The organism is Mucilaginibacter sp. L3T2-6 (assembly GCF_030519355.1).
Lineage (GTDB): Bacteria > Bacteroidota > Bacteroidia > Sphingobacteriales > Sphingobacteriaceae > Mucilaginibacter.
Genome location: NZ_JAUMKC010000041.1, coordinates 1 through 12,900, shown reverse-complemented (window position 1 = coordinate 12,900; position 12,900 = coordinate 1). Strand labels below are relative to the sequence as shown.

Below are 12,900 nucleotides of genomic sequence, written 5' to 3'. Positions count from 1 at the left end.
CAGTTACAACAACAATAAAACTATTTTTGAAATTAATAAGTCTATAAAAGACCAGTCCGAACTAAGGGTGGGTTACATTGTCATATGGAAATGGCGCATCCCCCGTCATCAACGCCCTGTGCAACAGGCACCGCCGCTTCCGGGAGATTGAGCGCAGTATTCCCGGGATCACCACCCGGATGCTGTCGCGAACTGAAGGACATGGAAATGAACAAACTCCTCACCCGCACCGTGATCCCCGATACGCCGGTGGTCGTGGAATATACGCCGACAGACTATTGCCGCACTTTCGGCAGGATCATCCTGGCCATGATCGAATGGGAGCGCGAACACCGCGTAAAAATCAGGCAGGATTAAGGCTACGCGGTCATCTCAGCTTTAAAGATCTTCCCGGCAATGCCGTCCCACAAAGACAGCCGTGCAGTTAAAGCATTGTGAGCCGCCCGGGTGGCTTCCTGCCATTTTGCTTCATCGTTGCCACAAAGCCGAGCCGTCATCCGGTAAGCCAGCCGGGAATGATGATCGCCATCGACGGCAATATGGCGTTCCAGGTAATATTTGAGAATTTCCGCGTTCGGGATGCTGCGCACCATTTCGATAAAGAGGGAAGGGATCAGGTCTTCCCGGCCGAAGGTAAACACGGCGGCGATGATATGCGGTTGTCCTGTAGCGATGAAATGGAAGGTTTCCTCCACAAAGCGTTGCGCCGGTCCGGGAACAGCGGGACTTTTGAGGGCTTCTGCCAGGGCGATCCCGGCGCTCAGCTGCCGGATGAAGGTGCGGATGGCGAAGGTATCCGCCCCTGCCTGTTCCATCGCCCGGAGGTAAAGTTCAAAATGGCTCGAGCGGTTGCCGGATTCGTCCAGGTCACTTTCCTCTCCGCTAATGATCTCGTTGATCAGGTAACGGGTATCGGCATCGCCAACCGGGATCCAGGGCACGGCGGTACAGGTCAGTTGTTGCTGCAGGGATTTGAGCAGCGACATAAAATCCCAGACGGCAAAACAGTGATGTTCCATAAATACCTGTAATTGTTCCAGGGTATGCAGGTGCCGGTATATGGGGTGGTTAACCAATTTATCGCGCGTCACCTTGGTCGCCGACAATAATTCGCTGATCTTAGGGTGTTGTTCCATGCCTGCCAAAGATACGTAAGACCAAAGCCGTCGGTTTGTCATTTGCACAAAATAAACAGGTGCTTTTACAGGTTTAGCTGATCTAACGGCCGGCACCGGACCCCAGCGACTTACCTGACCACTTCCCATTTTTTAACCCGGAACCTTTCCCCGGCATAATTACCCTTTCTCGTGACCGCCCCTTTCCCGTTCCCGTAGCTCAAAATCACGTTATTGTATTTGCCTTTTTCAAAGGCGAAGGTGACGCCGTCATCTTCGAACAGGTAGGCCGGCTTCGCCTGGTCCCCGTAAACATAGCAGGTCAGTTCGAAGCGGGTGTCCGGGCCGATATACTGCACAGGTTCAGCCAGGGGCAGTATCGTACCCTCTTTAATGAATACCGGCAGGTCTGTGTAGCCGGTTTTAATGATATATTCCCGCCCGCCCGCATATTTCTTACGGGTGTTGAACTCGTACCAGTTGCCGGCCGGCAAATAGACCTTGCGCGCATCGCTGTCCGCGGTAAGCGGCGCGGCCAGGATCCCCTCCCCGATCATATATTCATCGTCGATATTGAAAATTTTCTCATCATCCGGGTAATCGACCACCAGCGCCCTGAACGGCGGGATCCCCTGGGTATGATAGACCGCAAAAGCGCTGTAAAGGTATGGAACAAGGCTCATCCGGAAATCCAGGAGTTTGCGGACATCGGCCTCCACTGCTTTCGCGTTGTCCATCAGCTCGTTCTTGTTGTTCTTGCCGATATTGATCTGCAGCCAGGGCGGATGCTGCAAATACCACGAATTGTAGAGGGTCTGCGCAGAAAGCACCGCCGTCTGGCTGCGGCGCATCAGGTCTGCGATACTCTTGGACTCCCTGACCTCCGGCGACCAGAGCAGACCGGAAAAACCGGCATTGCTGATCATCTGGATATATTCGTGGTGGTCGTAGGTATCACTGTAAAGCGATGCCGGATAGGAAGATGCAAACGCATTGGAAGCCCGCACGTCCAGGAAGGTTCTTGTATTGAGTGCTTTGTAAATCTGGAAGACGGTCTTTTGGTATAGGACGCCAAACACCTGGTGCATTTGCTCTCCATCGATGCCGGAGGGAAAACGGCTGTGTTCCGGGAAACTCCAGGTCGCACTGCCAGTAGCCAGGTTGGAATTATCACACTCGTCCATTTTAAACCCGGAGATCCCTTTACTCACGAACGTCGCCTTATGATAAGCTGCAAAGAGCTGACGGGCTGAGGAATCGGCAAAATCCGGTACCAGGCCGTTCCAGACCAGGTAGTCGCCCGACTTTTTTTTAAGCGGCGCATAAAGCGGTGACCTGGGGTTGACGAAGGCATGTTCCCATAAATTGATATGGAATCCTTTGGACCTCATCGTATCGATGAACTTGTCATGGGAGGGAAAAAAATCCTCGTTCCAGACGTAGGAACAGGAATAAGCAGCAGTTTGCCATTTCGGTTCCAGCCCCAGGACATCGCAGGGCATGGCATTGGCCCGGAAATAGGCCGCCATTTTGCCCACCTGCTGCTGTGTAAAATCCGCCTTTACCCGGTACTTCACCCCCAATCCCCACATCGCCGGTAAAGCTCCGCCGCCCGAAAACAGGTTATAACGCTGTAACACATGCACCAGTTCAGGGCCTTCGAACACGTAAACCTCGATGCCCCGCACGCCCGGTATGTCTACCGCAACATAACCCGAAGCCGGACCGTCATTCCGATAGAGTTCCTCGGCTGAATTACCACCCCTGCCGTTATTCCGTGTGACAGCGCCGGTATTTTTTGCTGTGGTGCCGCAATAAAACGTTGTATAATGCGAGGTGTTAACCAGGATGCCGTAACCCTTGTTGGATACATAGAACGGCATCGGGGCATGGCTGTAGCCCAGGTCGCGGGAAGGGTTGTCATTGACGATGGGCTTTTTTCTAAGTCCTTTTTGATTGAAAGATCCCATTTGCAGGCCGAACCCGTACAGCTGTTCCCGGTTGTCCAGCGGTATCTCCACCAGGACCCCGCGTTCTGAAGTGGTTATCTTAATATCATTGATATTGAAGGGCAATTTACCTTCCGGCAACCTGCTCATCGCCGCGGTTACGGGTTTTTCACTGCAAAAGCTGTAAGGCGAAAATCGCTCCGCCCGCCCGGAGGCTACTTTCATCACCCCCGGAGCAACGGTGGTCACCTGCGCAGGCGGCTGGCCAAAGGCAACAAAAGCCGGAACATAGAGCAGGAACAAAATTATGGCAATACGGTTCATTGATATCATCCTCAAATATACGATTTGCAGATTGAGGATTGTCATTCCGGATCCGGCTTTGACCCATGCGGCGCCTGCCAGAATATGTGGTGGGCTCATCCTGTTTGAAAAAGGACTAACCACTTCAAGGCGCTGACCCAAGGAACGGAAGGATGTCAAGGCACTTTCCTGAATGGCGCCGGCAGCGTTCTGGTTTGCTCCCCCTCTGCCAGGCTGGGCGCTTCATCGGACCCGGAAACGGAATTACCTGACGACGAGCACCATCCCCGGTTCTGACACGTCCCCTTTCGTGGCATGCATTAAACCGACTTTTTCGATCAGGTCACCCGGTATAATCAGCTCATGAGGTCTTATCGTTACATTTTTGGTAATCTCCACAGGCGTATCTCCGGCCAGGTCCTGGCCCATTACTTTCCTTATCCGCCCCGGGGGCAGTGAAGCGGATCGTTAACTGGTGATAGCGCCCGAAAATACCAATGGGTTTATCAAGCGCATCTGCTTTGAGCAGCACATCCGCGCGCGGAGTAAGATATGCCCGCTGGATGGTGCGCCCGATTGCTGACACTGCGATCGCGCCGCCGGGATATTTCGACGCCAGGATGTAGGGCTTTAGCGTATCGCCGTTTACCAGGGTAACCACCGGTTTTTCCAGTCCCCGTGCTATAACCGCCGGTGCTGATTGCTCAACAACAGCGCCGGCTTTCCTGTTCACATATGTCTCCTTTTCCCCCATAACCCAGTAATCACGCAGCTTAACGGTATCTACGTAGATGGAACCTTGATCTATGGGAAAAGGCGCAGCTATTCTATGCCAGCGCACCGCCCGGGTCACTTCGTCCAGCCGGTCTTTCAGATCACGCCCCAGGGGCGGAAAAACAAAATCCTGTACCCCGTCCGGCAGTTTCCCGTTAAATTCATGACGCATGATCCCTATGCTGCTGCCCGTACCGGCAGCGATATACGGTTCATCCTCGCAATTGATGATGCTGGTTTTCCGCCCGCCTGCTACACCGGTTAACAGCGCTCCGACCCTGGAGATCGTTTGCGGGACCGCGATAATGTTTTCTACATCATAGGTACGGTAGATTTCAGCGAATGCAAGTGCAGCAGGTGTCAGCGCATGTTCGATCTGCAGGTTCGGTGCGATCTTTTTACCCAGGCGGGTCAAAAACGAGCGCCATTGCGGATCGGCATCCTTTTTGCCCCAGTCCACCTTCCAGTAAGCGACTCCTGCTTTGTTCATCCATTCCAACCGTTCTTCCAGTATGACACGCTGTCCCGGATCGGATATTTGGGCGACTCCTGTGCGCAAACCCATAAACCCAGCCCTTTCCATCCAATTTGTTTCATCCTGCCCGACAAGGAAGCTAACCGCTGTTCCGGCGACATCCCGGTTAAGGAAGGAAAACGCCCCGCGTCAGGAACCAGGGAGCCATAATACCCCGCATCGCCGCTTAAAGGCACATCCCACGCATCATCCAAAACAAAATAAAGATCCGCATGTAATTTCCGGAACATCCCGGTCCAGTTCTCATACCGGCCGGTGCCAAAAAGATTTTGTTCGGTCATGGCATTCCGCTGTTCCCGGGTAGCAGCATAACTGCTCACATAGCCCTGCACATTCCAGGTGCAGAAATAGTCCGGCGCAGCGGAAGGCTTTCCGGGCACCAGGGAAGCTTGATGAAGGCGGGCCGCGCACCCGGAAAAAATAAGCAACAGCAGCAAGCCGGCTCCTGCGTTAAATTTATTCATCTATGATTGAATTAAAGCGCACAAGATAAAAAGAACGCGCTGAAAACATGGATAACTGCCAGAGAAATGTTCTGATCGGCGGCCACAGGGGAACCAAATTTAGAAAGATGTACCCTGCGCGGCAACAAAAAGCAAACAGTCGGATTTCACCGGAAGGTATGACGTTCGTCAAGCGCTGCTACAACCAAAGCTGGAATTGTTTCACCCGGACTCCGTTGAATCGTACGGTAATGGCTGAATCAAACGCGGTTAGCAATGTACCTTTTGTGCAGTGCGGCCAAAGTCGAGGTGATCTGGTCCAGGTTGATGGGTTTTGAAAGATAAGCATCCATTCCGGCATTCATGCAGGTTTCTTTGTCTTCCGTCAGTGCATTTGCGGTCATGGCTAAGATCAGGGGCTGGGCGATCCGGGTTTTCCGGATCAGCCGGGTCGCCTCGAGGCCGTCCATATGGGGCATTTGAACATCCATTAAAATCAGGTCATATTTTTTTCGCCCTGCCATATCCAACGCCTCCCGGCCGTCATTGGCCAGGTCGGGCCGGTAGCCGAGCTTGTTCAACACGCGGATGATCAGTTTTTGGTTCATTATATTGTCTTCAGCGATCAGTATGGTAAATGGATACGTTAATGCAAAATCTTCTGAAAGCAAATTTCTTTTTTTCCCAGCGCCCGGGAGTTCCTCTTTTTTCAGCTGGGATTCTATGACGTTATATAAGCTGAGCTGTTTGACGGGTTTAGTCAGCATCGCATCAAACAGGTGCGGGTACATTTTTTTGCTGTCGTTGCCGAAGGTGCTCAAAAGCACGATGGGGCAAACGACCTGCATCGATTTTACCCGGGTAATTAAAGCGACACCGTCCATGTCCGGCAGCTGCATATCTGTGATGATCAGGTTGACGTCCGCATCTTTCAAAAGTATTTCCAAAGCCTCACTGCCGGAGGATGCTGCAGTTACGTTCATTTTCCATCGCTCCAGCTGGATCTTCAATATGCTTAAACTGGTGATATTATCATCCACCACCAAAACTTTCTTGCCGTCAAAGCAATTGAAAACCGGCATATTTTCCGGAGCCGCGGCTGTGTCCGCCTTTCTGCACCGGATATGGAAACGAAAAGTGCTGCCGATGCCTGGCTGACTGTCTACCGTTATTGCGCCGCCCATTAATTTTATCAGGCGTTCACTGATGACCAGCCCCAGTCCGCTGCCGCCGTATTTACGGGTAATCGAGGAATCTATCTGGTTGAAGGCTTTGAATAGATTACTTTTTTGTTCTTCTGGTATTCCAATTCCTGTATCGCGCACCAGGAAGTCCAGCCGCAGGTCAGTGGCGGACAGGGATTGGGCTGTTATTTCTGCAAAAACTTCGCCCTTGTGCGTAAACTTTACGGCATTTCCTATGAGGTTCACGAGTATTTGCCGGAGTCTTGAGCCATCCGCATGCAAAAACGGCGGAACCGCATCATCTATACGGTAGATCAGGTCTATGTTAGTTCGTGCTGTTTTCGGGCTGAACAGGTCAAACACATCTTCGATACATTTCCGCAGTTCAAAATCCTGCTGGTCAAGTTCCAGGCTTCCTGACTCGATTTTTGAAAAGTCAAGGATATCATTGATAACGGTCAGGAGAGATTCGCCGCTGTTCAGGATGGCGTCTGTATATTCCCGCTGCTCTGCATCCAGGCTGGTTTCTGAAAGCAATGACGCCATACCCAATACGCCATTCATCGGGGTCCTGATCTCGTGACTCATGGTTGCCAGGAAGGTGCTTTTAGCCAGATTGGCCTTTTCTGCTTCCGCCCGGGCTTTTTCCGCTTCTTCTTTAGCTTTTTCCTCCTGGATTTTTTGATGATAGAGTTCTTCCGACTGCGCCTGGTATTCCTCTGCCTGCACGCTTATTTCATAAGTCCGTTCTGCGACCTGCCGGGCCAGTTCCTTTTCCTGCCGCCTGAAGAATCGTATTTTAAACCGGTAAGCCGTGTAAATGCTGCTGACGACCAGGAGCATCATGATTGTCCGGAACCACCAGGTCATCCAGTAAGGGGGCACAATAATGATCCGGACAGACGCGGGATGTTCGCTCCATACGCCATCGTTATTGGCGGCTTTCACAAAAAATGTGTAGGTGCCCGGGTCCAGGTTAGTATAGGTCGCGGTTCTTTTGTTTCCTGCAAACCGCCATTCGCGGTCAAAGCCTGCTAACTTGTAGGCGTAAGTATTTTCCCGAGGCGCCGTATAGTCCAGTGCTGCATATTCGAGTGTAAAAACGGACTGATCGTACCTTAATTGAATCCGGCGGCTGGTTAAAATATTTTGGTTCAAAACGCCGTCATATACCTTGCCCTGGGACGGTCTGTTAAACAGCTCAAAGCCCGTTATGCGTACGACGGGCTTGTGGGTGTTATAGCGTAGGCCTGACGGATCAACGACATTAAAGCCGTTGATACAGCCAAAGGCAATTTTTCCGTCTGGCAGCACGGCCCCGCTTCCAAAATTAAATTCAAGGTTTTTGATTCCATTTTGTTCGCCGAAGTTGCGGTACGATGGCTTTGCCGGTTCGAACAGGGTCAGCCCCTTCAGGGTACTTAGCCACAACCGGCCGGACTGGTCTTCGGCAATATAATTGATGGTGTTGTTGACCAGCCCGTTTTCTTCGGTAAATGCCGTTATCTGTCCGGTCTTCAGGTCAAGGCAGTTCAATCCGCCCTCCATGGTGCCTATCCACATCCGGCCGTGCTCGTCTTCATGGAAGAAGCTGATGACATCGCTGGTGAGTTTGCTGTTCGAGGTGTTGATATGCGAAGCTTTTTTTGTCCGCGGATTGTAAACGGAAATGCCGTTGGTATAGCCGCCCATCCAAATATGGCCATTTTTGTCTTCATATAAAGCTTCAACGGAATTATCACTGATGGAACCCGGGTCCTTCCGGTCCGGTTTGATATGGGTAAATGTATCCGTATTGGGGTGATAAACATCCACCCCGCCGCTGTCCGTACCTATCCAGATGTTACCGCTCTGGTCTTCCATCAGGGCATAAACCGAAGGGCTGCTGACATGGCCCGGGCCTTTACCATAAGGGAAATGTTTAAACAAACCGGTTTTTATATCAAAACGCTCCACGCCGTTACTGTAGGTACCGATCCACACTGCCGTATTTTTTTTATTAATCAGGATACAGGAAGTGTAATTTGTAGCGATGCCGGATTTGTTCAGCGCGCTGTGGACGTAAGATCTGGTCACACCGGTTTGCCGGTCATAGAAGTCCACCCCGGCATCGGTGGCGAGATAAAGATTCCCGTTACGGTCAGCCGTTATGCCGCGGATAATGTTTTTAGCGGAGGGCGGGTTATACGGTTCTGCTTTATATGCCGGAAAGATATTATAGTCTTCATTGAACATTAAGACACCCTCGCTGGACGTTCCGATCCAGACGTTGTTTTGTTGATCAGCCAAAACCGTATAAATGCCGTCATTGGGCATGTTTTTGTTATTCGGATTGTCGTTGATCCCGACAAACGTCCGCTTGCTGATGTCGAATAACTGCAGCGTGGTATTGGTGCCGACCCAAAGGCGGCCGGAAGCATCAGCAGAAAGCGCATAGATCGGGTTTCTCCCCCCGGCAGTAAACTTATCAGTTTCGTTTGCGTACGTTGTAAAGGTATTTTTGGAACGGTTAAAAATATTCAGGCCATTGCTCGTGGCGATCCAGAGATTTTTATACTGGTCCTCCGTTATAGCGTTGATGCTGTTGTTGCTGATACTTGCGGGGGATGCAGGATCATGCAGGTAATGGGTGAATTTCTTTTTCGTTTTGCTAAGGACGTTGAGTCCTTTTGCGGTGCCGATCCATATTTTATCAAAGCTGTCTTCAAATATGCAGTAAATTCCGGGACTGCTTAAGCCCTGCGGATCGGTGGAAGTACTGCTAAAATGTTTAAATACCGTGGTGTTGGCGGCCCGGAAATCCAGGCCGTTATCGGTTCCGATCCATAAATCACCGCTGCGGTCAGTATATAAATAAGTGATGGTATTACTGCAAACTGACCCGGTGTTTTTGGCGTCATGGCGATAGTTTGTAAAATTTTCAGAGGTCCGGTTGTATACGCTTAACCCGCCCAGCCTGGTTCCGATCCAAATGTTACCGTCTTTGTCCTCGCATATGGCCTGTACGTTGTTCGCAGGCAAACTTTTGGCATCCTTTGCAAGATGTTTGTAAGTTGTGAATTTGTACCCGTCGTAGGCATTTAAGCCGTCCTGGGTACCGAACCACATCAAGCCATAGCTGTCTTTCAATATGCATTGGATGGAATTCTGCGAAATACCGTTGCTGCTGTTCAATCTGCGGATTTTCAGGCCGATGTCTTGTGCCGGGACAGATATCGCGGATAGGCATAAAGCCTGGATAAAAAAAAGCAGGAAGAATCTTTTGGACAGAACCATAAATGAACTATTTTTACTTATACGTCATTGATAAATTAAAAGTTTATTTTATTAATGGGCGATTAAAAGAGACAAATAAGGCGGCGCTCTGTCCTTATGCGGATCGTTCCTTCAATTTTATTGGGGCGGGCGCTTCTTCTGATAAAAGTGAAAACCAAACAAATCATGCATTACTGAGTGTGGTGAATAAGCCATTGTACGCGGTTCATTCAGAACCGGACGACCTGCGCTGCCGCGTCCACAAGCTGCTTTTAAAATAATTAACCGTATATTTAAGCCACCTGTTTATCCGCCGTATGAAACCCTGGTTACTACCTCTGCTAGTCTTTTTTTATAGCCATTCCCAGGCGCAATATGCCCCGCGTGCGCTGGCCCTCACCGATGCCACGATCATTGACGCAGACCATCGGGCGCCCCTTCGGCACCAGACCATCCTGATCTGCAAAGGCAGGATCACCGAAGTCTTCCCGGAGGGGACAAAAAAATTGCCCGATACAGCGACAATTATTAATCTCTCTGGTAAATACGTCCTGCCCGGCCTGATCGACGCCCACGTACACCTGGCGACCGATCCCAGCGGCACGGACAACCGGGAACATACGCTTAACGTTCTGAAACAAATGCTCTGCAGCGGCGTGACCGCCGTCAGGGACATGGCCGGAGACGCACGTGTGCTGGCAGGGCTTTCACGTGACGCTCAGCTCGGTGAAATACCTGCTCCCGACATCTGTTATTCCGCCTTAATGGCCGGGTCCGTATTCTTTAGTGACCCGCGCACCGCCAGTTCAACGCAAGGAGGCAGCAACGGGAACATGCCTTATATGCAGGCCATCACCGGCGGCACCGATTTTAAACTCGCCGTAGCGCAGGCAAAAGGCAGCGGGGCCGCCGGAATCAAGCTCTATGCCAACCTTTCCGCCGGACAGGTCAACGAAATCATGGCAGAAGCCCGCCGGCAGCATATCCCCGTTTGGGGGCACGCCTGGTTACAGGAGGCAAAACCTTCAGACCTGGTGAAAGCCGGGCTCCTGTCCCTGTCACATGTCCCGCTCCTGATCCGTGAAAAAATCCCACAGATACCGGCAGACTGGAAAAAAGGAACCCATTCCCCTGCCTTCTGGGACGAGGCGACGCCGGACCTGGACAGCCTGTTTGTTTTAATGAAAGCACACCATACGATCCTGGACGCTACGCTGCTTACCTATAAAGACTGGGCCGGTTCCGATTCAACGGCTCGCTGGGCCTACGAAACGGGGCGTCGGCTATTAGCCCGCGCTTACCGGGCAGGCGTCACGATCTGCGCAGGCACAGATGTCGACCAGAAAGCATTTGTACAGGCAGAAATGGAGGTCCTGGTCAGGGATGCCGGCCTCAGCACCCTGGACGCCATCATTGCCGCAACCCGCAACAGCGCCTGCGCTGCCGGTCTTGACAGCCGCAAAGGCCTGGTCAAAAGCGGCATGGATGCCGACCTGCTGATCCTCAGCGTCAATCCCCTTGAAAGTATAGCCAACATCAAAAAAGTCTTCCTGGTAATCAAGGGCGGCCGCCTCTACGCGAATTGAACAATGTAATACACTACTTGGGCGGGTATTCAGGGGAGCCAATTCCATCTGGTCCGCGCCTTCCGCATCTGATTACCGTATGACCGGATATATGTCGGATTTAGATATAGAAAAGCGTTATAAAATGCCGCAACAGTTTGTTTAGGTCATATTTCTAACTGCGGGTTGGCCGATCACCGCGAAGACTTTTTTTCATACTTAAAAATTTGCTTTCAAAGAAGGTGTAGGAAACGTAGGAAATAAGGAAGGTAAGAGTCAGTTTGCTGAATAAAAGCAGGTAAAATGGGCAATTTTTCAAAAAACGCATCCAGGGTTGCCAGGCATTGGCACCTATGAACAATTCTTGCCAGATGTACAGGCTATAAGACCATAGTCCGATTTTCAAAATCGCGCTGTTGCACAAAATCCTCGCTAAAAAATCATTCCCTCTTAACGAGATCAAAATTACCCATGCAATTAGTATCGCCGAAAAATATTCTGAAATGTAAGGCATATAACCTACGAAATATTTATTGTGTATAACAATGGCTGATGTCAAGAGAATAAAGCTTAAAAAGTATGGCGGGTGGATCGAATTGAGTACGATTAACTGTTTAAATAGGAGAATGGAAAGCAAGGAACCGATGAGGATGAACATAGGACCTTTCCAGAAAAAATAACGGGATACTTTTATAATCCACCTGCAGTAGATATATACATCATCGATGGGATGACTTCCATTTACAAAACATATCGCAACTATTGTTATCGAAACAAATAGAACCGCAAAAAAATACCTGTTAATGCTGAAAGACAATAAAAAAGGAAATACGAGGTAAAACTGTTCTTCGACGGCCAGGGTCCAAAAGTGCGCGGTATATGGCTCATTGCGAAGCGGCAGGTTTTTGAAAAATAAAAATGACGCGGCAAAATCCAGTGCAGAAATTGCTAAATGGTGGTTGATGTTTAAAATTAATAGTCCTGTCAAAAACAAGTACGCTAGCGGGATAATACGCAGGACACGTCGCAAATAAAATCGCTTTAAACGGACCCTCCCATTTTTGATCTGTTCTTTGATGAGCAATGTGGTAATCAAAAAGCCGCTAAGGACAAAAAAAATATCTACACCCATCCGGCTGTCCCCAAAAAATGGCGTAAATCGCAGAACCTTATTGATGCCAAAGTGTGTAAGAATTACAAGTAAGATTGCAATTCCTCTCAAGCCGTCAAGAGCAGGGAAGTATGATGGCTGAAGTATATCTGGAACTTTGACAATAGGTGAACCCAGTTTTCTTTTGACGTTTTGCAGATACCCTATAACCACGTAGGAATCATTAAGGCCCGCTAAGTTATTCGACTCTTTTATAATACCAGCTCTTTAGTTCACAAACTTACGGCAATAAGCCGAAAATACTGCCGAAAGTTTGATTTTTTATAGCCAGACAAGAAGAAATCCTCACCATGAACATGCATAGCGGACAACATAAAAAAGTGATCCCTTTTTTGGAAAAATGGGGCACCAGTCGTATCGTTGAAGTACACGAAAAATTGTTCTTTAAATCGTCTTTAAATGCATCAAAATAACTGGTGCCCTCAGTGGTGCCCTTTTGATCGTAAGAATTGATGATACGTGCAGTAAATGCACTTTCTAACATAAAAAGTTATCCCAGCTGGATCACAAAATCTGTAAAAAGAGAGATAAGAGGCCGTCTCATAAGTAAAATTATGAGGCGGTTTTTTTGTATAAGCGGGAGAGATTTTGTAAATTAAAGGCATG

The 12,900-nt window shown here is 49.8% G+C and carries 8 protein-coding genes and 1 pseudogene; 3 read left to right on the top strand and 6 right to left on the bottom strand.

Annotation, left to right across the window (positions count from 1 at the left end):
- The first annotated feature begins 77 nt into the window (after positions 1-77).
- Positions 78-357 (top strand): annotated as a pseudogene (locus Q3W13_RS25130) (winged helix-turn-helix transcriptional regulator).
- A 2-nt stretch (positions 358-359) separates the two neighbouring features.
- On the opposite strand, the gene Q3W13_RS25125 reads toward Q3W13_RS25130, so the two are convergent.
- The 5 genes from Q3W13_RS25125 to Q3W13_RS25105 form a co-directional block, all read right to left on the bottom strand.
- A complete protein-coding gene (locus tag Q3W13_RS25125; RefSeq protein ID WP_302868767.1) occupies positions 360-1,136 on the bottom strand; it encodes a DUF3050 domain-containing protein in 777 nt (258 codons plus the stop codon).
- Positions 1,137-1,246: 110 nt separating this feature from the next.
- Complete coding sequence (locus Q3W13_RS25120; protein ID WP_302868765.1) at positions 1,247-3,433, bottom strand: TIM-barrel domain-containing protein; 2,187 nt, start codon at positions 3,431-3,433, stop codon at positions 1,247-1,249.
- A gap of 295 nt (positions 3,434-3,728) precedes the next feature.
- Positions 3,729-4,724, bottom strand: coding sequence for a hypothetical protein (locus Q3W13_RS25115; protein ID WP_302868763.1), 996 nt, complete (start codon positions 4,722-4,724; stop codon positions 3,729-3,731).
- A complete protein-coding gene (locus tag Q3W13_RS25110; protein ID WP_302868762.1) occupies positions 4,628-5,140 on the bottom strand; it encodes a hypothetical protein in 513 nt (170 codons plus the stop codon). Before Q3W13_RS25110 ends, Q3W13_RS25115 begins: the two co-directional genes overlap by 97 nt.
- A 239-nt stretch (positions 5,141-5,379) precedes the next feature.
- Positions 5,380-9,579 carry a hybrid sensor histidine kinase/response regulator gene (locus Q3W13_RS25105; RefSeq protein ID WP_302868760.1) on the bottom strand — a complete coding sequence of 1,400 codons (4,200 nt, stop codon included), beginning with the start codon at positions 9,577-9,579 and terminating at the stop codon, positions 5,380-5,382.
- Between the two features lie 2 nt (positions 9,580-9,581).
- Here Q3W13_RS25105 and Q3W13_RS25100 point away from each other — a divergent pair, with 2 nt between their 5' ends.
- Together Q3W13_RS25100 and Q3W13_RS25095 are read left to right on the top strand one after the other, a co-directional pair.
- Positions 9,582-9,839: a hypothetical protein gene (locus tag Q3W13_RS25100; RefSeq protein ID WP_302868758.1), complete on the top strand. Its 258-nt coding sequence runs from the start codon at positions 9,582-9,584 to the stop codon at positions 9,837-9,839.
- 36 nt (positions 9,840-9,875) lie between these two features.
- Complete coding sequence (locus tag Q3W13_RS25095; protein WP_302868756.1) at positions 9,876-11,144, top strand: amidohydrolase family protein; 1,269 nt, start codon at positions 9,876-9,878, stop codon at positions 11,142-11,144.
- A 154-nt stretch (positions 11,145-11,298) separates the two neighbouring features.
- Here the strand turns inward: Q3W13_RS25095 and Q3W13_RS25090 are convergent, their stop codons facing one another.
- Positions 11,299-12,447, bottom strand: a complete 1,149-nt coding sequence (locus Q3W13_RS25090; RefSeq protein WP_302868753.1) for an acyltransferase — start codon at positions 12,445-12,447, stop codon at positions 11,299-11,301.
- Between the last annotated feature and the right edge of the window lie 453 nt (positions 12,448-12,900).

What these genes read in the sequence shown, in the direction of transcription:
- Q3W13_RS25110 (WP_302868762.1), bottom strand. Translation starts at nt 5,140, where the DNA reads ATGAATAAATTTAACGCAGGAGCCGGCTTGCTGCTGTTGCTTATTTTT.
- Q3W13_RS25100 (WP_302868758.1), top strand. Translation starts at nt 9,582, where the DNA reads ATGAACTATTTTTACTTATACGTCATTGATAAATTAAAAGTTTATTTT.
- Q3W13_RS25125 (WP_302868767.1), bottom strand. Translation starts at nt 1,136, where the DNA reads ATGGAACAACACCCTAAGATCAGCGAATTATTGTCGGCGACCAAGGTG.
- Q3W13_RS25105 (WP_302868760.1), bottom strand. Translation starts at nt 9,579, where the DNA reads ATGGTTCTGTCCAAAAGATTCTTCCTGCTTTTTTTTATCCAGGCTTTA.
- Q3W13_RS25120 (WP_302868765.1), bottom strand. Translation starts at nt 3,433, where the DNA reads ATGACAATCCTCAATCTGCAAATCGTATATTTGAGGATGATATCAATG.
- Q3W13_RS25095 (WP_302868756.1), top strand. Translation starts at nt 9,876, where the DNA reads ATGAAACCCTGGTTACTACCTCTGCTAGTCTTTTTTTATAGCCATTCC.
- Q3W13_RS25115 (WP_302868763.1), bottom strand. Translation starts at nt 4,724, where the DNA reads ATGGAAAGGGCTGGGTTTATGGGTTTGCGCACAGGAGTCGCCCAAATA.